We start from the raw sequence: 23,726 nt of genomic DNA, 5'->3' as shown, positions 1-23,726 counted from the left end.
TTGTGCCCTTCGCATGATGTCCTCGACTCCTTCCGCGGCGCAACCGCTCACCGTCTGGTATGACGGCGGTTGCCCGCTGTGCCGGCGCGAGATTGCCGGTATGCGCCGGCTCGACCGCGCCGGGCGGATCGATTTCGTCGATCTCGCGTCGGGCGAGTCGAGTTCGTGCCCGGTCGATCGCGCGGCGCTGCTGGCGCGGTTCCACGCCCGCGAGGGGGATCGGATGCTGTCGGGCGCGGCCGCGTTCGGCGCGATGTGGCGGGCGATCCCGCTGCTCAGGCCTTTGGGGCTGCTGGCGCGCAACCGCTTGGTGCTGGCCGGGCTGGAGCAGGCGTATCGCGGGTTCCTGCGGCTGCGCCCGCGGTTGCAGCGGCTTGCCGTGCGGCTGGAACGGTCATGAGGCCGGAGCCGTTGCCGGTCGGCCCCGGGCAGGAAAGCGTATGGTCGTTTCCGCGCCCCGCCATCGCCGAGGCGACCCATGCCCATGTGGTGATCGAGCATCACGGCGTCGTGATCGCCGATAGTCGCGCGACCGTCCGCACGCTCGAGACGAGCCATCCGCCAAGCTATTACATCCCGCGCGCCGACATTCGCGAGGGCGTGCTGCGCCGCGCCGCGGGCAGCTCGTTCTGCGAGTGGAAGGGCGTTGCCGGCTATTGGGACGTCGTGCTCGGCGATCTGGTCCTGCCGCATGTCGGCTGGAGCTATGCCGCGCCGAGTGCGCCGTTCGCACTGCTCAAGGATCATGTCGCTTTCTATGCCGCGCCATTCGATCGCTGCAGCGTCGATGGCGAAACGGTCGTCCCGCAGCCGGGCGCATTTTATGGCGGGTGGATAACCGGCGCGCTGGCTGGCCCGTTCAAGGGCGTGCCGGGCAGTCGATATTGGTGAGGTTCGGATGACCGACGAGCGCGATTCCCGTGGCCGGGCCGTGCCGAGCGGGCGGCTGTCGCGGCTCGGCGTGTTCGGTCGCCTGGCCGGCGGCGTGGCGGGCGGGGTGATCGCCGAAGGCGCGCGGCGGCTGGCCGACGGGCAGCGCCCGCAGCTGCGCGATCTGCTACTGACGCCGGGCAATGTCGGGCGCGTGGCGGAGCAATTGTCGCACCTGCGCGGCGCGGCGATGAAGCTCGGCCAGATGATTTCGATGGATGCCGGCGACTTCCTGCCGGCCGAGCTGACGCAGATCCTCGCGCGGTTGCGCGATCGCGCGCATCATATGCCCCCGGCGCAGTTGCAGCAGGTGCTGGCGCAGGCCTGGGGCAAAGACTGGCGGCGGCGGTTCGCGCGGTTCGACGCCGGGCCGATGGCCGCCGCGTCGATCGGCCAGGTGCACCGCGCACGCACGCATGACGGCCGCGAGCTCGCGATCAAGGTGCAATATCCCGGTGTCCGCGAGAGTATCGACGCCGATGTCGACAATGTCGCGACGCTGCTGCGCGTCTCCGGCGCGCTGCCCAAGACGCTCGATATCGCGCCGTTGCTGGCCGAGGCGAAGCGGCAGCTGCACGAGGAAGCGGATTATGTCCGCGAGGGGGCGCAGCTGGCGCGCTTCCACAAGTTGCTGGCGGGCGACGATGCCTATGTCGTGCCGACGTTCGATGCCGAATTCAGCGGGCCCAGCGTGCTGGCGATGAGCTTCGTCGAGGGCGTGCCGATCGAGACGCTGGCGGAGGGCGCGCAGGACCGGCGCGATGCGGCGATGGCGTCGCTGATCGCGCTGGTGCTGCGCGAACTGTTCGAGTTCGGGGTGATGCAGACCGATCCCAACTTCGCCAATTACCGCTATCAGCCGGACACCGGGAAGCTGGTGCTGCTGGATTTCGGCGCGGCGCGCGCGGTCGCGCAATCGACCGTCGACGGCTATCGCCAACTGCTGCGCGCCGGCCTGTCGGGCAGCCGGGACGCCGTGCGCCAGGCGGCGATCAGCGTCGGCTTTCTCGGCGACGCCGCGGTCGCGCGGCACGGCGCGCTGATCGACCGGATGATCGACGTGATCCTGGTCGAACTGAACCGCACCGGGCCGTTCGATTTCGGCGATCGCGCGTTCGTCGGCGTGCTGCGCGATCAGGGCATGGCGATGGCCGCCGATCGCGACACCTGGCACGTGCCGCCGGTCGACACGCTGTTCGTCCAGCGCAAGATCAGCGGCACCGCCCTGCTGGCGGCGCGGCTGAAGGCGCGGGTCGATGTTCGCGCGATGGTCCTGCAGGCGTTGCCCGGCGAGAACGCGTAGCGCCATCCTGCACCACGACGCGGGTTCATGGTTCCGCGCGCTTGAAGAACAGCGCGTACCGACTGCCGCCCCGGGATTGAGTGGTGACGGCGGGTCCACCGACCAGATTGCTGTCGGGCAAGGCGGCGCGCATCTCCTTGCCCTGCAGGGCCTGCAACAGCGCACTGACCTCCCCGGCGCCAAACGACTCCGGCAGCGACCCGACGATCGCGCACATCGTTTCACGGCATTCTACCGCCGCCGGGACCGCGCCATAGGGCATGATCCGGGCCAGCAACGGTCGCAATTGCGCTTCGCTGCGGTCTGCCCAGGCCCCATCCCGCTTCTCGGTGTGCGCCTGTGCCGCGAGCATGCCGAGCATGGCACGCGCATCGTCACGCGCGCCGATCCCCGACTTGAGCGACGGCCCTGCCGGCGGGGCATCGTCCCGGCGCGGCGCTGTGCGTACCGGCTCGGGCACGACCGCTCCGCCGGCCGGTGCCGCCGCGACGACCTGGACCGGACGGTCCCGTAAACCGGCGGGCCGGCGCCCGGTGCCGGCCAGCAGGATCGCGGCGCCCGCTACCACGCCACCGCAGATCACGCCGATCGTCTTCATGTCGCTCGCCTCGATGCCCCGCCGCCGCCCGATCTCAGCCCGGCGTGAACTTGAACGACGAGATGACGATCTCGACCGGCAGGCCATTGGTCGGCGCGGCCGTCATCCAGATGTTCATGAACACCGGGATCGGGGTCGATCCGATCCGCTGGGCATAATCGGCCGGGGCATAGGTCCAGTCGGCGATCGGCAGCGGATTGTTGTCGTAATGCCCGTTGGTCGATTGGAAGCGGATCGACTGCCGCTTCCAGATGAAGCGATGCGTGCTGAAATCGCCGTTCATCGCGATCGGGAAGTTCTGTGTCGTGTACGGCACGCCGGTGACGGCGGGATAGATCGTGTAGTTCAGCGCATTCGCGCCGGCGATGCCCCATTTGGTGAACTCGATATCGATCTCGTTGGTCTCGTCGGGCGCGACATTGCTCGGGGGATAGTTGAACAGCCCGACGACGACGTTCTTGTCCAGATTGTCCACCCGGCTGCGCAGCTGCCACTGATAGGTGCCAAAGCCCATGCTGTCGGTCGACGAGACCTGCGCGGCACACCAGGCGCCGTTCTTGTTGGTCAGCTTGAGGTGGAGATAGCCGCTGGCATCGACAAAGGCATTGTCCTCGCACCAGGCATTGTTGCGCGGCGCGCCGACGCCATTGGCCCGAACCGTCCAGGTGTGACCGGCAAATTGCAGCGTCTTGGCCGCAGCCGGCAGCGCCGCCGTCGCGAGCGAGGTCGCCAGGCAGGCAGCCGCAATCCGGTAAGAAGGCCGTCGCATCATCTCATCTCTCCCTAAACGTTCGAGTCGTTCTATATAGGAAGCAGAATGGTATCATTCCTTTGAAGCTTGTCAAAGGGCCGGGTCAGTGCTCGATCCTTCCGTGACGGCAGAGCATCTAGCCGGGCCTCGCGGGCGTCACCCGGCCGCTGCATCCCAGACCAGCGTGCCGTCGATCCAGGTCCGGCGCACGGCGCCATCGGGCGCGAGTTCGACGAGGTTCGCCGCGAGCCCCGGTGCCAGCGTGCCGAACCGGTCGTCCAATCCGAGGTAGCGGGCAGGATTGGCGCTGGCCATGCCGATCGCTTCGGCGCGGTCGACGCCCAGCAGGGCAACGGTCTTGGCCACCGCCTGCGCCATGTCGAGGTCCGATCCGGCCAGCGTGCCGCCGCTATTCTGGCACACGCCGCCATGCGCGGTGATCGTTTCGCCGTTGAGCACGAATTCCTTCACCGCCTGGCCGACCGTCGGCATGGCATCGGTGACGAGGATGAAGCGCTCCGACGATCCCTTGACGCGCAGTGCCAGTTGCAGCGCGGCGGGATGGACGTGCTCGCCATCGACGATGATGCAGCACCAGCACTCGGGCGACAGCAAGGCCGCGCCCACCGCGCCCGGCTCGCGCGCGCGCAGCGGCGACATCGCGTTGAACAGATGGGTAACGCCGGAAACACCGCTGGCGAAGGCCTGCATCGTCTGTTCGAACGTCGCGTTGGTGTGGCCGGCGCAGATCAGCACCGCGGCGTCGCGCAGCCGGCCCAGCTGGTCGGGCGGGGCGAGCTCGGGCGCCAGCGTAACGAGCGTCGTCGCCGGGCGGTCGGCCAGGATGACATCGACATCGGCGGCGGTCAGCGGGCGGATTTTGGCGGAATCGTGGATCCCCTTGCGTTCCGTGTTCAGGAACGGCCCTTCGAGATGGATGCCGACGATCCCCGGCACGCCGGCCGCCATCGCCTCGTTCACCGCGAGCAGCGCGCGCTGCATGGTCGGCAGGTCGTCGCTGATCAGCGTCGGCAGGAACGCGGTCGTCCCGAACCGGCTATGCGCGGCGGAGATCGCGCGCAACGCCGCGACCGACGGATCGTCGTTGAACAGCACGCCGCCGCCGCCATTGCATTGCAGATCGACGAACCCCGGCGCGAGCAGGTTGCCCCCGAGGTCGACCGTGATTGCCCCCGCCGGCACGTCGCCAGCACGCACGATACCCGCAATGCGGCCGTCTGCGACCTGCAGCGCATGACCGTCGACGATGCCGTGGTCCGGATGCAGGATCGTACCATTGGTGAGGTACATGCTCATCACACCGTCACCGTCACCTTGCGCAGCAACGGCGGATTGTCGGGGTCCAGCCCGCGGCGCAGCGCCAGATCGTTGGCGGCGCGGTAGAAGGACTGGATCTGCAACAGCGGCTGGACGATCGCCGGCGCGTCGATCACCGGCAGGGCGGTCGCGCCCGCCCGTGCACGGCCGGTGACGAACACGCGGCAGCCCTGGCCGACGGCGATATCCACCAGCGCGTCGATGCTGTCGGCCGCCGCATCGTCCTGCCGGAACACCAGCAACGGCAGGTCCGCATCGAACAGCGCCATCGGGCCGTGCCGGACCTCGGCGGCGCTGAACGCCTCGGCGTGCAGCGCGCAGGTTTCCTTGAACTTGAGCGCCGCCTCCGCCGCCACGGCAAGCCCGGCACCGCGGCCGATGACATAAAGCCCGCGCGCGTCGGCCAGCGCATCGATCAGCGGCGTCCAGTCCAGCGCCCAGGCCTGATCGAGCTGCTGCGGCAGTGCCGCCAGCAGTGACGACGGCAAGGTCGCCGGCGCGAGTACGCTGGTCAGGTGCAGGCCGGCGAACAGGGTCGCGATATAGCTCTTGGTCGCCGCCACGCTGCGCTCGACGCCGGCGTGCAGCGGCACGACGAAATCGGCCATCGCCGCCAGGGGGGAGTCGGCGTCGTTGACCATCGCGATCACCCGCACCTTGTCGCGCTGCATTGCTTCCACGGTGGACAGCAGATCGGTCGATCGCCCGGATTGCGAGATGGCGACGCAGACACCGTCGCCGATCCGCGGCAGCGTTTCGTAGATCGACGCCACCGATGGCGGCAGCGAGGCGACGAGCGTGCCGGCGCGGGTTTCGAGCAGGAACTTCAGATAGCCGGCGGCATGATCGGAACTGCCCCGCGCGCAGGTCACGACGACCGGCGCCGGCGTCTCGGCCAGCGCGGCGGCGATCGCGGCCAGGACGCCGCCATTCTGCGCCAGCTGTTCGGCTACGACCTTCGAGGCGGAGGCCGCCTCCAACCACATCAACGTCCGGCTCATCACGTCCCCTCGCACTGCCAGCCGATGCCGGCAGCCTCATCATCCCCATCGTCCGGCGATATTTGGTCTTGTATCAGCCTTGAATTGGTATTGTAAACGGCTTAATCGCTTCGGCATCCGCATCGACCGCGACAGCGGCGCACGGGCAATGATATTGGGTTTTGGGGGAATTCGCGTTGAGCGCAGCAGCAATCGGACCCGAAATCGAGATACGCGCACCCTTTTCCGGGATGCTGCGCTTGCTGTCCGACGTGCCCGATGCGGCGTTCGCGCAGGGGCTGGTCGGCGAGGGGCTGGCGATCGACCCGCTTGAGGAACGCGTTCGGGCGCCAATCGACGGCGTCATCGTCGGTCTGGCCGCGACCGGCCATTCGGTCACCGTGAAGCATGCGCACGGCATCGAAGTGCTGATCCATGTCGGGATCGATACGGTCGCGCTGGGTGGGCGCGGGTTCGAGCCGCTGGTCGCGATCGGCCAACAGGTGCGCTGCGGCGACGCCCTATTGCGCTTCGACGCGGACACGGTGGGGGCGGGGGCCGCGAGCCTGCTCACGCCGATCCTCATCGTCGGCGGCGCCACGCTTAAGCCGGCGGCGCGCACGCCCGGGCCGATCCGGGCGGGCGACATCCTCTTCTCCGCGATTGCCTCGGCCAGCCCCACGGCCACCGACGCCGCGGGCGTGGCAAGCGACGCATCGCGCTCGACCGCGCATGTGTTCGTCACGCTGACGCTGCCGCACGGGCTGCACGCGCGACCGTCGGCGCGGATTGCCGAGCTCGCCCGCCGGCAGACCGCCACGATCACGCTGTCGTGCGACGGCCGCACCGCCGATGCCGGCAGCACCACCAACCTGATGACGCTCGATGCGCGGCTCGGCGCCGAACTCGAGATTCGCGCGGTGGGCGGGCAGGCGCGTGAATCCGCGCTGGCGATCGCCGATCTGCTCGAAACGCTCGGCGCGGCCGAGGCGCAGCTGGTGGCCCAGGCGGCGACCACCGCCGAGCACCGCCCGGGCCGCCTGCCGCCGCCAGCCGCGGCGGGGCGCATCGCGGGCGTGGTGGCGTCGCCCGGGCTGGCGATGGGCACGATCTTCCGGCTCGATGGCATCGATCAGGCGGTTCCCGAGACCGGCCACGGCGTGGCGCAGGAACGCGCCGCGCTGGATGGGGCGGTGGCGGCACTGTCCGCCGGCCTGGGCGACACGATTGCGCGCGCCACCGGTGCCGCCGTCGACATCGCCGAGGCGCATCTCGCGATCCTGAGCGATGCCGCGCTCGTCGCTGCCGCCGACAGCGCCATCGGCGACGGCGCGAGCGCCGCCGCCGCCTGGCGCCACGCGTCGCGGCGGCAGGAGGCCGAGCTTGCCGCCTCGGCCAACGCGCGCCTGCGCGAGCGCGCGATCGATCTGCGCGATGTCGAGCGGCGCCTGCTCGCCACGCTGTCGGGGGACGATGCCACCGGGGCGTTGTTGCCGCCGCCCGGCGCGATCGTGCTCTGCGACGAACTCGCCCCGTCCTTTCTCATCGGCCTGCCCGAAGGGCTGATCGCGGGCATCTGCACCGCGCGCGGCGGCACCACGTCGCATGCCGCGATCCTCGCGGCGGCGGCCGGCATTCCGATGCTCGTCGCGGCGGGCGACCGCGTGCTCGCGCTGGAGGCCGGGCAGAAGGCCATGCTCGATGCGGACGACGGGTGGCTCGATCCATCGCCCGATGCCGCGCTGCTCGCCTGGTTCGACGCGGAGCAGGCGCGCAGCCGCGATGCGCGCGCGCAACTGCTGCAGGGCGCCGCGCAGGATTGCCGGCTGGCCGATGGCGCACGGATCGAGGTGTTCGCCAATATCGGCTCGGTCGCCGATGCGACCGCGGCGGTCGCGCAGGGCGCGGAAGGCTGCGGTCTGCTGCGCACCGAATTCCTCTTTGCCGAGGCGGCGAGCGCGCCGGACGAGGAAAGCCAGCGTGCCTCCTATGCCGCCATTGCCGCGGCGCTGCAGGGGCGCCCGCTGATCATCCGCACGCTCGACGTCGGCGGGGACAAGCCACTGCCCTATCTCGCCATGCCGGCGGAGGAAAACCCCGCGCTCGGCATGCGCGGCATCCGCGTGTCGCTGCAGGCGCCCGATCTGCTGCGCACGCAACTGCGCGCGATCCTGCGCGGCGTTCCGGCCGAGCAATTGCGCATCATGCTGCCGATGGTCGTCGATGTCGGCGAGATCGAGCAGGTCCGCGCGATCGCGCGCGAGGAATGCGCACGGCTCGGCGATTTTCCGTTCCCGCAGATCGGCATCATGGTCGAGACGCCGGCCGCGGTGCTGCTCGCCGATCAGCTCGCGCAACATGCCGATTTCCTGTCGATCGGCAGCAACGATCTCACGCAATATGTGCTCGCGATGGACCGCGGCAACGCCGCGCTCGTGTCGCGCGTCGATGCGCTGCATCCCGCGGTGATCGCGGCGATTGCGCTGACCGGCGCCGCGGCACGGCGGCACGGCCGCTGGCTCGGCCTGTGCGGCGGCATGGCTTCCGACGCACGCGTCGCGCCGTTGCTCGTCGGGCTGGGCTGTGTCGAGCTGTCGGCCGTGCCGCGCGCCATTCCCGAGATCAAGCGCGTGCTGGCGCGCTGGTCGGCCGACGATTGCCGCGCGCTCGCCGATCGTGCGCGCGGCCTGCAATCGGCCGACGCGGTACGGGCCCTGCTGGTGGAGGAAAGCCGATGAGCATGATGCAGACGATCCAGGAGCGGCTGCAGGTGCTCGGCCGCGCGCTGATGCTGCCGATCGCGGTACTGCCGGTGGCCGGCATCATGCTGCGCATCGGGCAGCCCGATCTGCTCAACCTGCCGTTCGTGGCAGGGGCGGGCGATGCGATCTTTGCGCATCTCGGGCTGTTGTTCGCGATCGGCGTCGGCGTCGGCATCGCGCGCGAGCAGCATGGCGCCGCCGGCCTGGCCGGGGCGGTCGGCTTTCTCGTGCTGATCGAGGGTGCCAAACAATTGATCCAGCTGCCGGCAGACGCGCTGCCGCCAGGGATACTGGATGAAGGGGTGCGGAACACGCTGGCGGCGGCATGGCGCGACAAGGAAATGGCCAAGCTCAGTGTGCCCGCGGGTATCCTGTCGGGCATCGCGGCGGGCACGCTCTACAACCGCTATCATACGCTGCGCCTGCCCGAATATCTTTCCTTCTTCGCCGGTCGACGGCTGGTGCCGATCCTCAGCGGCATGGTCGGGCTCGTCCTCGCCGCCGCGTTCGGGCTCGGCTATCCGATCCTCAAGGCCGGCGTCGACCATCTTAGCTACGGCGTCGCGCAGGCCGGCCCGCTCGGCCTATTCGCATACGGCGCGCTCAATCGTCTGCTGATCGTCACCGGGCTGCACCATATTCTCAACAACATCGCCTGGTTCGTGCTCGGCGATTTCAAGGGCGCGACCGGCGATCTCAACCGCTTCTTCGCCGGGGATCCGGCGGCGGGCGCGTTCATGGCCGGCTTCTTCCCGGTGATGATGTTCGGCCTGCCCGCCGCGTGTCTCGCGATGTGGCGGCAGGCGCGCCCGGATCGCCGCGCCGCGGTCGGCGGCATGTTCCTGTCGCTCGGGCTGACCTCGTTCCTCACCGGGGTGACCGAGCCGATCGAATTCACCTTCATGTTCCTGGCCCCCGCTTTGTACGTGATCCACGCGCTGCTCACGGGGCTGGCGATGGCGGTGCTCGATCTGCTCGGCGTGCGGCTCGGGTTCGGCTTTTCCGCCGGCCTGTTCGATTATCTGCTCAACTACCGGCTGGCGACGCGGCCGCTGCTGCTGCTCCCGATCGGCGCGGTCTATTTCGCGCTCTATTATTTCGCGTTCAGTTTCGCGATCCGGCGCTTCAACCTCCAAACGCCGGGGCGCGAGCCGGTCTCGGCAACGCCCGAGCCGATCGCCGCACCGCTCGGCATCGACGATCGCGGTCGCGCCTTTGTCGAAGCGCTGGGCGGCGATCGCAATCTGGCGGAGGTATCGGCCTGCACCACGCGCCTGCGCCTCGTGCTGCACGATCGTGCCGCGGTGAACGACGCCCGGCTCACCGCGCTCGGATCGCGCGGCTCGATCGCCGTGGGCGAGCGCGGGCTGCAGGTGGTGGTCGGGCCGGCGGCGGATAGCATCGCCGATGCGATCCGCCGCGCCTGGCAGCGCGATGCGGCGGCACCGCCGACGGCTGCGCCCGCGATCGCGCCCACGCCCGCACCCGCACCGGATGCCGTGGATAGCGCGGTCATGGCCGCTCTGTTCGGCGGGCAGGGCAATATCCGTTCGGCGATACCGTGCGGATCGCGCACCATCGTCACCGTCGCCGATGCCGCCCGGGTCGATATGGCGGCGCTGGATCGCGCCTATCCCGGGCGCTATTTCCGCGCGGCGGCGGGGGCCTATCATCTGCTGGCGGGATAAGCGTGCGCCGGCGTAACAATCGCGATTGATCCGGGGGTGGATACGAGGCACTCCGTGCGCATGACGGCGGACCCATCCCCCCCCAAGTTCGAATTCTTCGATCGCATCACGATGACGAGCGGCGATTCACCGGGGCCGCTCTACCTGCAGTTGCAGGACGCCATTCGTCAGCGCATCGAGGACGGCGATCTCAAGCCGCGCGCGACGCTGCCGCCGGAACGCGAAATCTCTGCGCGGCTAGATATTTCGCGCATCACCGTGCGCAAGGCGATATCGGGTCTGGTCGAGGAAGGGCTGCTCGTCCGGCAGCAGGGATCGGGCACCTACGTCGCCTCGCGGATCGACAAGCAATATGCCACGATCACCTCGTTCAGCGAGGATATGGCCGCGTCCGGCCGCACGGTGACGTCGGAATGGGTCGAACGCGGCAGCGGCCGGATCACCAGCGAGGAAGCATTGGTGTTCGGCGAGAGCCTCGGCTCGCGCGTGCTGCGCTTTCACCGCGTGCGCTGCGCCGATGGCGAGGCGATGGCGATCGAGATGACCACCGTGCCGAGCTTCGCTTTGTCGTCGGTGGATGAAGTCGGCGCGTCGCTCTATGCCGCGCTGGAGGCGCACGGCAACCGCCCGGTGCGCGCGCTGCAGCGTCTGCGTGCCGTCTCGTTCGATGCCGCGCAGGCGGAATTGCTCGGCACCGTGGTGGATGCCCCGGCGCTGTACATCGAGCGCCGAGGCTTCAACGTCCGCGATCAGATGATCGAATTCACCAAGAGCTGGTACCGCGGCGATTCCTACGACTTCATCTCCGAGATCAACGGCAGCTGATTTTGGAGGTAGGATCGTGTATCGGCCTGTCGGCTCCCGCCCCATTACAGACCTGATCCTATCGTCACCCCGGGCTTGACCCGGGGTCCCGCTTTTCGGCCTACGCCATCGTATCATCATATCCCGGCCACGCGGGATTGCCACATCCGATCAGCGCGACCTTACATGCACGCCGCCAGCATTTGGGCCGCTTCCTGTGCGATGGCATCGGAAATAGACTGTGCTTGGCTGGCATAAACCAGACGGTGGAGGCGATACTGCCGGCAGAAGTCGGATCCGTCGCCGGCCCGATGCTGCTGAATGCGTGCCGGCGATCCAGCAGTCACGCCGACCTACAGGGCGCCGCGATATCGATCTGCCATGATGTAAAAACACGCGCGAGGATGCGCCATCGCGGCAGAAGATGAGAAGCGGGACCCCGGGGCAAGCCCGGGGTGACGATCAATGAGATGGGCAACTTTCCACCAATAACGCCCGTCCGGCCTTGGCGCCGATAGCGGTCATTTGTGAGTTCAATACTCAGCTCCCGCCGCGCCGCCGTACGATGATCGCGCGGCTGGCGCGGCGGCCATCGGCCGAGCGCGCCCGCACCTCGACATCCGCGTCGACCGTCACCGGCGCGTCATAGCCGCGCCACGCCGCGGTCCCGATCGGGCGCCACTCCACGCGCATGCCGGGCAGCTCGGTGTTCGCTTCGAGCCGCCCGCCGGCGATCCGCGCGCCCGGCGGGGTGATGCGGTAGCGAATGCCGTCGCGGTCGAGCAATGCCATCTGCGCCGCCAGCACCAGGCGCATCCGGGCCCAATCGGCGAGCAGCGCCTTGCCGTCGACCTTGCCGTCGTCATAGGCATAGCTGGTGCCCGGCGCGTAGGACGGCTCCCACGGCGCGCGATGCCAGGCGCGCTCGGCCAGCGCGAGCAGGCGCGGGAACAGCATATAGTCGACCCGCGCGTCGCTGCGCACCGTTTCGCTCCACAGATGCGCCTGTACCCCGGTGAATGCCGCGCCGGCCTGTCGCGGGCGCGGGTCGGCGGCCTTGCCCGGCCGCCCGAGCAGATCGCGCATCACGCTGGCATTGGCCGGCAGATTGTCCGGCAGCAGCGAGAAGACCTTGAGCAGATCGGTGCCGCGTGATGCCCAGTCATAGCCCGGCTCGTCGGGATCGGTCGCCGCCGGGTGGTCGAGATAGGTGATGTCCGGCACCGACACGATCGTGCGCCAGCCGGCATTGGCCTGGCGATGCGCGACCGCCGGCGCATCGTCGAGCAGCATCGCCCAGACATTGCCCTGCACCCCGGCCGGCAGCTTGGCGGGATCGGCATGGCCCATGCCGTCGCTCCAGCCCGCCGCGGTAACGCCGCGCCGGGCGAGGATACCGGCGACGCGCTCGATAAAGTCGGCACCCACGCGGTGGCCGTCGACCACGCCGCCTGGCGCCGCCGCGCGGCAGGCGGGCGATTCCGTCCACGCGCCGGCGGTCTCGTCCGCGCCGATATGATAGGTCCTGAGCGGCGCGCCGGCCGCGACGTGCATCGCCTGCAGCCCGTCCAGCACGGTCTCGACGAAGCGATAGGTGGCCGGCAGGCACGGGTTGAGCGTGTTGTCGTCGTAATTCTGGATGCTGCGATAGCGCGTCGTATCGCCGGGTTCGACCAGCCGGTAGCGTTCCGCCGCGGTGCGATTGCCGCTGCGCATTAGCCGGCGATAGCGCGCCTCCATCGATCGCACCGCCGCGCGGCTGTGGCCCGGCATGTCGAACGACGGGATCACCTCGATATGCCGCGCCTTGGCCGCGCGGAGCAGCGCGATATAGGCGTCGCGGGTCAGGAAGCCGTTCTGCGGTGCGGCGCGATCGGGGCCCGCGCCGAGCTGCGGCAGCAGGCAGCGGTCCTCGGCCGGATCATGGCAGCGAAACCCGCCAATCTCGGTCAGTTCGGGGAGCGCGGGAATCTGCAGCCGCCAGCCCTCGTCGTCGCCGAGATGCAGATGCAGCTTGTTCAGCCGGTAGCGCGCCATCTGGTCGAGCAGCACGGTCAGTTCGCGTGCACCATGAAAATTGCGCGCGACATCGATGTGCAGCCCGCGAAAGTCGTAGCGCGGCGCATCCGCGATGCGGAACCGGCCGATCGTGCCGTTCCCCCGCGCAGTCTCTTGCGCCAGCGCGTTGAGCGCCGCCGCGGCGCCGTCGCCCGTCGCCGCCACGATCGCGATCGCGCGATCGCCGACCGTGATGGCATAGCGTTCGGCGCGGCGGGACAGATCCTGCGGGAGCTCGGCCAGCCGCAGCGCCGGATCGATCGTGATCGTCAGCGACACGCCGCCGCGCCGCTCGCGTGCGCCCGCACCGGCAAGCTGCGTCAGGGCGGCCGCCAGCGGCGCGCGCGTGATGCCGCGCAACGCCAGCGTCACGCCGCCGCTTAGGTCCACGGCTGCGCCGGGCACGGCCGTCTCGAATGCCGGCGTGGGCAGGATCGCGGTCGGGCGCGCCGACACCGCCGGCGCGCTCGCCGCGTCCCAGCTGGCGTAGCGCTGGAAGGCACGCGCCGGGCTCAGCCACTGCGTCCGGTCGGGCGCGCTGCCCTGCGCCAGGCGCCGTTCGTCGGTCATCGCCGCGGCGAACGGCAGTGTTTCCAGGCCGGTCTCAGGATCGATCACCGCGCGGGTGGCGCGCACCGTCAGCGCCGCGCCGGCGGGCGTCACGACGTAATAATTGGGCATGACATAGGAGGTGGAGAAGAAATTCCCGCGCCCGGTCAGCGTGATCACATGGCGTGATCCGGGCGTCAGGCGGGCGCCGGGCTTCAGCCGCAATTCGTGCAGGTCGCCATTGACGAAGCGATCTTGGAAGACGTCGCTGTCGAACCCGATCAGGCGCGTGACGAACCCGTAATAGAGTCGCATCCCGGCCTGTTCGGAGCTGGCCGGAAGATCGCGCGGCAGGGTCAGCGTGAGCTGCGCGGTAAAGCAATCGGCGAACGTCGGCGGACAGGACGGCGGATTGTTGTCGATCATTGCAAAACGCACGCCGAGCGTATCGGCAAAGCGCTGCCATGCGGCGGCCGCGGGAGCGGGCGGCGGCGCGGGCGGTGCGGCCGTACCGATCAGCAGCAGCCCGAGCGGGGCGGCGAGATACCGGAGGCTGGATCGACGGTATCGCGGCATGGCGATCTCCCAACATTGATCTGAAGCTGAAAATGGACCTTCTTTGGTACCACGATGCGGATTGCTCCAGCACCTGTCAACGCTGGATAGGGCGCGATGCCGACGCTATGCCAAGTGAGCGGACGGCGTATCTGGGCGGAGTTAGACCGCTAGCTACCCTGCATCCTCGCCCTGCGGCCCGCCTTGCGGTCACCCTGTGCAAAAATGTCACAAATCGGCATGACGTAAAATGGCGCTATATATATGTTGCATTTTGGTAGCTCTTTGGCACTATCCCTCGAAAGAACGAGGGGGACATCATGGCACTGCATCTTCACCGCAAGCTGGCGCTACGGCTCGGCGCGTCGCTGGTAGCGATCACCGCGGTCCAGTTTTCGGCGGCGGCGCACGCGCAGGGCGCGACGGCGGTGCCCGCTGGTGTCGACGGCGCAGCGCCAGGGCAGGAGCCGGCCGAGCAGGATGACAAGGGCCTGACCGACATCGTCGTCACCGCGCAGCGTCGCGAGGAAAATCTCCAGGACGTGCCGGTCACGATCAGCCATGTCAGCGGTGCGCAGATGCGCGCGCAGGGCGCCGATACGCTGAAAGATATCCAGCAGCTGGTCACCGGCATCTCGATCCGCGAGAATAACGATCAGCGCAATGTCGGCTTCCTGATCCGCGGCGTGGGCTCGAACCAGTCGTTCATCGGCATCGAGCCGAGCGCGGCGATCAACGTCGATGGCGAGGTGCAGTCGCGCAACTCCAGCCTGTTCGGCGACATCAACGATCTCGAATCGATCGAAGTGCTCAAGGGGCCGCAGGGCACGCTGTTCGGCAAGAATTCGGTCGCCGGCGCGATGCTCGTGCGCACCAATCGCCCCAAGCTGGGGCGGCGCGAAGGCCGCTACGACATGAACCTCGAAGAGGGCGAGGGCCAGCTGTTCGGCGGCGTCAACGCCTCGATCATGCTCAATCAGCCGCTCAGCGACAGCTCGGCGCTGCGCCTCAACGCGTACGGCAAGAAACAGCAGGGCTGGGTGCCGAACGTCATCAAGGACGGCGACAATGGCGGCGAAAGCTCGGGCTATGGCGGGCGCGTTCAGTATCTCAAGGAATTCGACGGCACGTCGCGCCTGCTGGCGCGCGCCGATTATGCGGATCTGAATTTCGGCCCCGGTATCCGCGTGTTCCTGCGGCGCGACGATTTCGTGATCGGCGACGCGTTCGGGCAGATCCCGCAATCGGTGGTCGACGGGCTCAACCTGACGCCCGAACAGCAGGCGAACCTGCTCAAGACGCGGCTGCACGAACTGTCGAACACGCCGGCCGGCCCGAACAACAATCGCACCTCGGCGTCGCCGGGCCGCGACAATGGCGGCCAGAAATCGTACGGCACCTCGCTCGAATGGAGCAAGGATCTCGCCAACGGGTATAATCTGACGACCACGCTGCATGCGCGCGAGACGGATCTCTATACCAACGATTCCGGGATCGGCGTGGCGGTCGATATCTTCCCGCTCAATTTCGCCGGCACGGTCGACAGCACGACCTTCCAGCATGAATTGCGGATCGCCTCGCCGATCGGCGAGACGATCGATTTCGTCGCCGGCACCTATTATCAATATTCGCGCGTCGAACGCGATCAGCGCACGCTTGCCTGCCAGGAGCCGGGCCTGGCGACGTCGACGGTCGATGCCAATTTCAACCTGCTCGATTGCGCCGGCTATGCGTTCGGCTTCGACGAGGTGAATCCCGCCGTCACCGGTGTCGGCGTGCAGAACGGCCTGTCCGATCTGATCTACAACCGCGAATATCGCAACAACGTGATCACCACGCACAACGCGGCGCTGTTCGGCCAGGGCAACGTGCATCTGCATGAGAAGCTCACGCTGGTGCTGGGCGGCCGCCTGACGCACGAGAATCAGAACTACAAGATCGACGTGCGCGACGATGGCGTGACCAATATCGATACGCGCCCGACCCTGCTGTGGATCAACGATCCGGAGGGCAACCGCATCACGATCGATGGCCGGCGCATCTTCGTCCGGAACCCGTTCTTCGGGCAGCCGACGCTCGATCCGGCCGCCAACCTCGACATCCGCTCACCCGCGACGCCGTTCACGACGATCGGCAAGTCCGCGTCCGATTGGGCGTTCAGCTACAAGGCCGCCCTGCTGTTCCAGCCGACCCGCGACCTGACCTTCTTCGCCAACCTGTCGTCCGGCTATAAGGGCGCGGCCTGGCATTCCGACAGCGACATCACCCAGGCGCGGCTCGACAGCAAATATCCGATCTCGCCCGAACGCTCGCGCAACTTCGAGCTCGGCGCGCGCAGCGAATGGTTCGATCGCCGGCTGCGTGTCAACTTCACCTACTTCAAGACCGACTTCCATCATTACCAGGAGCGGCTGCGGCTGCTCGATTACGATCTGTTCCCGATCGTCAATGGCGGGCTGCAGAACATCGCCAACGACCCGACCGCCAGTGGCCAGCCGATCAACCGCTTCGACATCATCGACGCGGGCACGCTGAAGACCAAGGGCTTCGATGCCGAGGCGGATTGGCGCGTGACCAACTTCCTGTCGCTGCACGGTGCCTGGAGCCATGTCGATGCGCGCTTCGCCGACACCGACGTGACGATTCCCTGCTTCGGGGCGGCGACCAATTGTTCGGACGTGATCAATTACGGCGAATTCTTCGATTATACTTTCCCGCGGCGCGGCCGCTTCTTCCAGCTCGACGGGGCACGGCTGGCCAATGCGCCGGTCGATACCGTGGTCGGTGACGCGACGGTATCGTTCAAAGTGGCCGGCATGCCGACGTTCATCCGCTGGAACTACCGCTACCGCTCGGCCGAGTTCACCAACCACGGTGGCGAAGCGAACAATAACGAGAACACGACGGTGCCCGGCGTCGGGATCCACAATCTGTTTCTGGGCACGAGCACCGCGGATGATCGCTTCACGTTCGGCCTGTCGGTCAAGAACCTGTTTTCCAAGCATTATTATGTCCTGAAAACCGATTATGGCGATGGCCTGGGCAGCCGCGCGGTCGGTGGCGATCTGGCGGTCGTGCCGGAGCTGGTCGGGGTGGCGCAGGCCTATCCCACCTATGGCGCGACGCCGGACGGCCGCTTCTTCCGCCAGGCGGCGGTGCAGGCAAACGTGCCGCGCGATTTCGATCGCTATGTCGGGCTCACCTTCTCGGCGAAGTTCTGACGGGCGCGGCATCGGGCACTGGCGGGGGCGGGGTGACGCTCCTATGACGCGGTCGATGACGATCGATGTTCCGACGCTCGGCGCGGCGCGGCTGCGGCGCGGACTGGCCCGCGTCGCCGCGCTGCGCGCGCAGGATCCGCGCGCGGCGCTGGCCGAGCTACACCGGATCCAGGATACCGGCGGCACCGGGCTCGACCTTGCGCGGCTCGAGGCGGCGCTGCTGCTCGATCTGGGGTGCGGCACGTTCGCCGCGGCGGTGGCGGGCCGGGCCGGGGCGCAACACGGCCGGTCGATCAAGCTCGAACTGCTGCAGCTGCGCGGCCATATGGCGGCCTTCGCGCGCAAGCAGGCGATCCCGCTCGTCACGGCGCTGGCCGCGCGCACCGACCTCGACCGTGCGGCCCGGCACGAGATCGCGCGCGCCGCGCATGAGCTCGGCATGTTCGAGATCGCCCGCACTGGCTATGCCGTGCTGCTTGTGGACGATCCAGACGACGCCGCGGTGCACGTCAATCTCGGGCACATCCATCAGAAAAGCGGCGAGATGGCCGAGGCCGAGGTCTGTTTCCGGCGCGCGCTGGCGATCAACCCCGTGTCCGGCCACGGCATCCGCCTGCTCGCTTATGTCCGGCGGCAGCACGATGCGCGCGAGATCGCCGCGCTCGTGGCGCAGGCCTTGCCCGCGCTCGCACCGGATGGCGAGCAGGCGGCGGCGGCGCATTTCGCGCTCGGCAAGGCGCTCGAGGATGTGCGGGATTATGCTGGGGCATTCGAGCAGTTCGCATCGGGATGCGCGATCATGCGCGGGCTGATGCCTTATGCGCACGACGCCAGCGCGCGCGCCTTCGCGCTGACCGCGGATTTCTTCCGCGACCGCGCCGTGCCTGCCGCGCAGCAGGGCGGTGCACCGGCCCCGTTGTTCATCGTCGGCCTGCCAAGAACGGGCAGCACGCTGCTCGATCGCATGCTCGGCTGCCATGCCGATGTCAGATCGATGGGCGAACTCGGCAACTTCAAGGAAGCAATGAAGGTCGCCACCGGCTATGCCGGCGGCCCCGGCTTCCACGAGCATTTCTATGCCCAGCAGGGGCGACCCGTGGATGTCGCGGCGATCGGTCATCTGTACCGCACGACCGCCGCGCCGGACGATTTCGCCGGGGCGTGGTTCACCGACAAATATCACATGAACTTCCTCGATCTCGGGCTGATCGCGGAGGCTTTGCCCGAGGCGCGCTTCATCCATACCGTGCGCGATCCGCTCGATACGGTGCTGGCCAACTACAAGCAGATGTTCTCGCTCGGCTTTCACCATTTCTCCTACGATCTGGAGGAAGCCGCGCATTATTATCTGTCGTACCGCGCGCTGATGGATCACTGGCAGCAACGGCTGCCGGGGCGGATCATGACCGTGGCGTATCGCGAGCTCGTCAGCGCACCGGAGGCGACGATGCGCGGCGTGCTGTCGTTCCTCGGGCTCGAATGGGATCCGGCCTGCCTCGCGCCCGAGCGCAACACCGCGCCGGTCGACACCGCGAGCCTCGCGCAGGTGCGCCAGCCGATCTACACATCGGCGCTCGATCATGCCGCGCGCTATGGCGACGCGCTGGCGCCGGCGCGTGCGGTGCTGGCCGCGGCAGGTCTGGTCGGAGGGAGTGAAGGATGAACTTCGCAGGCGAAATCGCGTCGCTCGGCGAGATCGATATCGCGCCGCTCCAGGCTGCGGTCGCGGCGCTGGACGAGGCGCGCTGGCATGACGACGAGACGCGCCAGAAACTGTTCGAGGCGCATGCCAGCACCAACACGATCAAGTTGGTCTTCGATGCCGATTATCGTCACCACGCGCCGACGGTGCATCCGGCGTTCGGCGAATTCGCACCCGTAATAGATCCGATCCTGCACACGGTGCGCGCGCATTATGCCCGCACGCTGCGCCAGCGGCGCTGGATCGCGCGGCACGGCGCGGGCTATTTCGTCCGCGTGATCCTGACGCGGCTTCAGCCCGGCGGGCAAATCACGCCGCATGCCGATGGCGGCTATTCGCTGTCACGCTGCCACCGCATCCATGTGCCGGTGCACAGCAACGACGATTGCCGGTTCCAGGTCGGCGACACACAGGTGGCGATGAAGCCGGGCGCGATCTGGGAGATCAACAACCGGCTGGTGCACGCCGTGTCCAACGAGGGGGCGACCGCGCGCGTGCATCTGATCCTCGATTTCGTCCAGCCGGGCGAATCCGTGCTCGACCGCGACGGCACGCTCGTCGCCTGATCCCCTCACGACAGGAATGCGCTCATGAACCCGCCCCCCGCCACCTTTTCGATCCTGCGTATCTACATCAAGGATTTCTCGTTCGAGGCGCCGGGCGGGCATCACAGCTTCACCAGCGCCTGGGCGCCCGACATCTCGCTCGACACCGATGTGGCGGCCAGCCAGGTGGCGGAGGATACGTTCGAGGTGGCGACGCGCATCACCGTCACGGCGGAGAATGCCGGCGCGACCGCCTATCTCGCCGAAGCCGTGCAGGCCGGCCTGTTCAAGGTCGCCGGCTACGAGGCGGCGATGAAGGACCGCATCCTGCACGCGGTCTGCCCCAATGCGCTGTTTCCGTATCTGCGCGAGGCGCTGGACAGCATGATCGTCAAGGCGAGCTTTCCGGCGCTGATGCTCGATCCGATCGATTGGGACGCGCTGTATGCGGATCTGATGCGCAAGAGCGGCCAGGCATTGTCGCGCTAGGTGGCGAGCGCCGCGGCAGAGGGGGCGCGGATCGGCATGATCGCGCGCCGATACGAGCAGCGCCTGAGCGATGCGGAGCTGCTCGCGCGTCTGTCGAATATGACGATGATCCTGTCGGCGCCGCGCTCGGGCAGCACCTTGCTGTTCGATCTGCTTGCCCGAACGCCGGGCGCGCTGACGATCGGCGGCGAATCGCACGTCGTCTATCGCCAGTTTCCGCAGCTGGCGGCGGAAAATGCCGCCTTCGATTCGGGCATGCTCGATGCCCGCCATGCCGATCCGGCGACGATCCGGCAGTTCCGCTGCGCGTTCCTGGCGATGCTGCGCGATGATACGGGCCGGCTGCTGTACGATCTGCCCGATCGCCAGGCCGTGGGCCGCCCGATCATCGAGAAGACGCCGCGCAATGCGCTGGCATTGCCCTTCCTGGAGGCGGTGTTTCCCGCCGCGCGCTTCGTCTTCCTGTATCGCCACCCCGCCGACGTCATCGCCAGCCTGATTGAGGGATGGGAGACGGGGCTTCGGACCGGCCAGTTCGTGACATACCGCCACCTGCCGGGCTGGGACCGCGCGGCCTGGTGCTTCGCCCTGCCGCGCGGCTGGCGCACCCTGCGCGGGCGATCGCTGGCCGAGATCGCTGCCTTTCAATGGGATGCGTGCAACCGCGCAATCGTCGATCGCGTGCGCGCGGCGCCGGATGCGGCGCAGGCGATCAGCTATGCCGAACTGGTCGCCGATCCTGCAGCGACGATGTCGCGGCTCGGCGCGTGGCTGGGTCTGGGTGCCGCCGGCGAGCGCTGGCGCGCTAAGCCCCTGCCGATATCGGCGTCGACCGTGTCGCCCCCCGCGCCGGACAAGTGGCTGGCGCGCCGGCAGGAAGTATCCGCCGTGCTGGAGCCGATGATGCCACTCTGGCACGAGATCGAGGCCTGGCGACGCGCCACCCTGGCGGGGTGACCCCCGCTACCGCAAGGGCCGGCGACACGGCGCGCAACGGGCTGATGCCGGAGGCGGCGCGCGTTCGCCTTCGCGGCGGCGCAGCGCCCGGCGTTCGAAGCCCCTCAGTCGTCGAACCCGATGAACACCGCGGCTTCGTCGACCGACCGGCGTTCGGACACGACAGCATTGGCCGAGAAATCGTGATCGGGCCAGCCGAGCGCGATGCTCTTCATGATCACCTGGTCGCCGGGGATGCGGGCATGTTCACGCACCACGGGGGATTGCATGATGCCCTGGCTGTTGATCACCGTGCCGAGCCCGCGCGACCAGGCAGCATTGACGAGCGCTGTCGCGACCGCGCCACAGTCGAACGCGGTATCGTCGCTGTCGGCCAGATCGCGATCATAGGTGATGATGACGCAGACCGGCGCGTCGAACTGCCGGAAGCCGCGCATCACCCAATTCTGCCGCGCATCCGCGTCGTCGCGCGCGATGTTCATTGCCGCAAACAGCTGCTTGGCGACCCCGATCTGCCGCTCGCGGTGCGCGCCGCCGAACGCGATGCCGGTCCGGAACTCGCGCGATTGCGGCACGCCGGCGATCATCCGCTCGCTATTGCCCGCGCGGATCGCATCGAGCGCCGGACCGCTGACGACATGGAAATGGTAGGGCTGGGTGTTCATCGAGGATGGCGCGCGCATGGCAAGCGTCAGCACCTCCGCGATCAGCGCGCGCGGGACGGGGGCGGGGGTATAGCCGCGGATGCTGCGGCGGCCCAGGATGACATCGTCGAAGTGCATGTTGGTCGCCATGAAATTGCAGGGGCTGGGGCGGCGCGTACCCGCGGGGCGGCAAGATCGACGCCCCGGCGGTGACCGCCGTTCGGGGATAATGGCCGCGTGTCGGGGCGCGCGTCAACGGTCGGCGGCTGATCCGTCGCTATCGCGCCGCCGGCAGATGCCGCGCGACCGATGCCGCCATGCTTGACAAGCGCCCCGCAATACGAACTACATATCGCACCAATAGCGGGGACGATTTGTCGATCCCCACATTTTAGGGGAGACGTCCGTGGCGAACGAGGAAGCTGCTCTCGGTCCGGCAGTCGCCGCCGACGCGCCGGAGACATACCCGTCGGCCGCCTATGGCTGGTTCGTGGTGTTCGTGCTCACCGTCGCCTATGTCTTCTCGTTCCTCGATCGCCAGATCCTCAGCCTGCTGGTCGAGCCGATGAAGCGCGACCTTCATTTGAGCGATACGCAGATCAGCCTGTTGCAGGGTCTCGCCTTCGCCCTGTGTAACGTGCTGGTCGGGTTGCCGCTCGGCCGGCTGGTCGATTCGCACCGCCGCACCTGGCTGGTGGCAGGCGGCATCGCGTTCTGGAGCCTCGCCACCGCCGCCTGCGGGCTGGTGCGTGGCTATGGCGCGCTGCTCGTGCTGCGGATGGGCGTGGGCGCGGGCGAAGCCGTGCTGACGCCGGCGGCGAATTCGCTGATCGGCGATCACTTCCCGCCGCACAAAGTGGGGCTGCCCTTGGCGGTGTACAGTATCGGCATCTATATCGGCGGCGGGCTGGCGCTGGTGATCGGCGCCACGATCATTGCCGGCACGCTGCAGTCCGGCCCGATGCTGCTGCCGCTGATCGGCGAGATCCGGCCTTGGCAGACGGTGTTTCTGATCATCGGCCTGCCGGGGTTGCTGGTGGCGCTGGTCGCCCTGTGCCTGCGCGAGCCCCGCCGGACCGGGGCGGTGCATTCGGTGATCGCGGCGGACGGCTCCGAGGTCGCCGCCGCGCTGCCGTTGCGCGATGTGCTCGCCTATCTGCGCGAGAACAAGCGCGCCTTCCTCGCGATCAACCTGTTCATGGGGTTTTCGGCGGTCGCCGGATACGGCGTGGCGGCCTGGATCCCGTCGATGTTCATCCGGCGCTACGGCTGGAGCGCGGTCGAGATCGGCCATATCTACGGGCTGTTGCTGCTGACCTTCGGAACCGCCGGCGTGCTGTGCGGCGGCTGGCTCGGCGACGTGATGACCCGGCGGCATGGCGCGGCGGGCCGGCTGCGCGCCGCCTTGTGGGTCAAGCTCGTCACCATTCCGTTGATCTTCGCCTATACCCTGTCGCCCGATGGCACACTGGCGCTGCTGCCGCTCGCCGGGGCGGTGTTCCTGCCGACCTTCCTCAACGGCCTCAGCCCGGCGATCATCCAGCAGATGGTGCCGAATCAGATGCGCGGCACGGCGATCTCGATCGCGCTGCTGGTCATCAACCTGCTCGGGCTGGGGCTCGGGCCGACGCTGATCGCGCTGATGACGGACCGCGTGTTCCACGATCCGGCGATGATACATCTGGCGATCCTGACCGTCAGCGTCGCGATGCTGCTGCTGTCGCTGACCTGCCTGCTGATCGGTTATCGGCCCTATGTCGCGCTGGTCGATCGATTGCAGCGGCGGGCGGCGGTGCCGGCGGCGGGGTGACGGACCGTCCCCGCCCGGCCTGTACCCCCGACCTGTACCCCG

The 23,726-nt window shown here is 68.3% G+C and carries 18 protein-coding genes; 12 read left to right on the top strand and 6 right to left on the bottom strand.

What is annotated here, in order from left to right:
• Positions 1-13 precede the first annotated feature (13 nt).
• The 3 genes from NV401_RS11670 to NV401_RS11660 are packed head-to-tail and all read left to right on the top strand — an operon-like array spanning position 14 to position 2,233.
• Entirely contained in the window at positions 14-400 is a 387-nt protein-coding gene (locus NV401_RS11670; protein WP_261294598.1) for a thiol-disulfide oxidoreductase DCC family protein, read from the top strand.
• Positions 397-891, top strand: coding sequence for a DUF427 domain-containing protein (locus NV401_RS11665; RefSeq protein WP_261294597.1), 495 nt, complete (start codon positions 397-399; stop codon positions 889-891). Before NV401_RS11670 ends, NV401_RS11665 begins: the two co-directional genes overlap by 4 nt.
• 7 nt (positions 892-898) lie before the next feature.
• On the top strand, positions 899-2,233 hold the full coding sequence (locus NV401_RS11660; RefSeq protein WP_261294596.1) for an ABC1 kinase family protein: 1,335 nt from the start codon (positions 899-901) through the stop codon (positions 2,231-2,233).
• Positions 2,234-2,258: 25 nt separating this feature from the next.
• On the opposite strand, the gene NV401_RS11655 is transcribed toward NV401_RS11660, so the two are convergent.
• The 4 genes from NV401_RS11655 to NV401_RS11640 all read right to left on the bottom strand — a co-directional run bounded on the left by NV401_RS11655 (position 2,259) and on the right by NV401_RS11640 (position 5,921).
• Positions 2,259-2,831: a hypothetical protein gene (locus NV401_RS11655; RefSeq protein ID WP_261294595.1), complete on the bottom strand. Its 573-nt coding sequence runs from the start codon at positions 2,829-2,831 to the stop codon at positions 2,259-2,261.
• 34 nt (positions 2,832-2,865) lie between these two features.
• Positions 2,866-3,600, bottom strand: a complete 735-nt coding sequence (locus NV401_RS11650; RefSeq protein WP_261294594.1) for a glycoside hydrolase family 16 protein — start codon at positions 3,598-3,600, stop codon at positions 2,866-2,868.
• 138 nt (positions 3,601-3,738) lie between these two features.
• Positions 3,739-4,899, bottom strand: coding sequence for an N-acetylglucosamine-6-phosphate deacetylase (gene nagA / locus NV401_RS11645; protein ID WP_261294593.1), 1,161 nt, complete (start codon positions 4,897-4,899; stop codon positions 3,739-3,741).
• Positions 4,899-5,921, bottom strand: a complete 1,023-nt coding sequence (locus NV401_RS11640) for an SIS domain-containing protein (protein ID WP_261294592.1) — start codon at positions 5,919-5,921, stop codon at positions 4,899-4,901. The genes nagA and NV401_RS11640 overlap by 1 nt, the downstream gene beginning before the upstream one ends.
• Positions 5,922-6,097: 176 nt before the next feature.
• Between NV401_RS11640 and ptsP the strand changes: the two genes are divergently transcribed.
• Genes ptsP through NV401_RS11625 form a run of 3 tightly spaced genes read left to right on the top strand, consistent with a single transcriptional unit; the run spans position 6,098 to position 11,175 of the window.
• Positions 6,098-8,638, top strand: a complete 2,541-nt coding sequence (ptsP, locus tag NV401_RS11635) for a phosphoenolpyruvate--protein phosphotransferase (protein ID WP_261294591.1) — start codon at positions 6,098-6,100, stop codon at positions 8,636-8,638.
• 5 nt (positions 8,639-8,643) lie between these two features.
• On the top strand, positions 8,644-10,350 hold the full coding sequence (nagE, locus tag NV401_RS11630; RefSeq protein WP_261294652.1) for an N-acetylglucosamine-specific PTS transporter subunit IIBC: 1,707 nt from the start codon (positions 8,644-8,646) through the stop codon (positions 10,348-10,350).
• 60 nt (positions 10,351-10,410) lie between these two features.
• On the top strand, positions 10,411-11,175 hold the full coding sequence (locus tag NV401_RS11625) for a GntR family transcriptional regulator (protein WP_380817347.1): 765 nt from the start codon (positions 10,411-10,413) through the stop codon (positions 11,173-11,175).
• Positions 11,176-11,694: 519 nt separating this feature from the next.
• Here the strand turns inward: NV401_RS11625 and NV401_RS11615 are convergent.
• The gene (locus NV401_RS11615) at positions 11,695-14,337 is read right to left on the bottom strand and encodes a family 20 glycosylhydrolase (RefSeq protein WP_261294590.1); all 2,643 of its coding nucleotides are present in this window, start codon (positions 14,335-14,337) and stop codon (positions 11,695-11,697) included.
• 299 nt (positions 14,338-14,636) lie between these two features.
• Between NV401_RS11615 and NV401_RS11610 the strand changes: the two genes are divergently transcribed.
• From NV401_RS11610 to NV401_RS11590, 5 genes are read left to right on the top strand one after another with little or no spacing between them, the layout of a single operon-like run.
• Positions 14,637-17,537 (top strand): TonB-dependent receptor, encoded by a 2,901-nt coding sequence (locus tag NV401_RS11610; protein WP_261294589.1) that lies wholly within the window; start codon positions 14,637-14,639, stop codon positions 17,535-17,537.
• Positions 17,538-17,592: 55 nt separating this feature from the next.
• Positions 17,593-19,200, top strand: a complete 1,608-nt coding sequence (locus NV401_RS11605) for a tetratricopeptide repeat-containing sulfotransferase family protein (RefSeq protein WP_261294588.1) — start codon at positions 17,593-17,595, stop codon at positions 19,198-19,200.
• The gene (locus NV401_RS11600; protein ID WP_261294587.1) at positions 19,197-19,805 is read left to right on the top strand and encodes an aspartyl/asparaginyl beta-hydroxylase domain-containing protein; all 609 of its coding nucleotides are present in this window, start codon (positions 19,197-19,199) and stop codon (positions 19,803-19,805) included. Before NV401_RS11605 ends, NV401_RS11600 begins: the two co-directional genes overlap by 4 nt.
• Positions 19,806-19,829: 24 nt before the next feature.
• Positions 19,830-20,273, top strand: coding sequence for a protein-export chaperone SecB (gene secB / locus NV401_RS11595; RefSeq protein WP_261294586.1), 444 nt, complete (start codon positions 19,830-19,832; stop codon positions 20,271-20,273).
• Positions 20,274-20,309: 36 nt separating this feature from the next.
• A complete protein-coding gene (locus tag NV401_RS11590; RefSeq protein WP_261294585.1) occupies positions 20,310-21,230 on the top strand; it encodes a sulfotransferase family protein in 921 nt (306 codons plus the stop codon).
• Between the two features lie 104 nt (positions 21,231-21,334).
• On the opposite strand, the gene NV401_RS11585 is transcribed toward NV401_RS11590, so the two are convergent.
• Positions 21,335-22,012, bottom strand: coding sequence for a nitroreductase (locus NV401_RS11585; RefSeq protein ID WP_261294584.1), 678 nt, complete (start codon positions 22,010-22,012; stop codon positions 21,335-21,337).
• Between the two features lie 268 nt (positions 22,013-22,280).
• Between NV401_RS11585 and NV401_RS11580 the strand changes: the two genes are divergently transcribed.
• Positions 22,281-23,684, top strand: a complete 1,404-nt coding sequence (locus NV401_RS11580; protein ID WP_261294583.1) for an MFS transporter — start codon at positions 22,281-22,283, stop codon at positions 23,682-23,684.
• The last annotated feature ends 42 nt before the right edge of the window (positions 23,685-23,726 follow it).

The organism is Sphingomonas hylomeconis, from assembly GCF_025370105.1.
GTDB classification, from domain to species: domain Bacteria; phylum Pseudomonadota; class Alphaproteobacteria; order Sphingomonadales; family Sphingomonadaceae; genus Sphingomonas; species Sphingomonas hylomeconis.
This window is presented reverse-complemented; position numbering and strand designations above follow the sequence as displayed.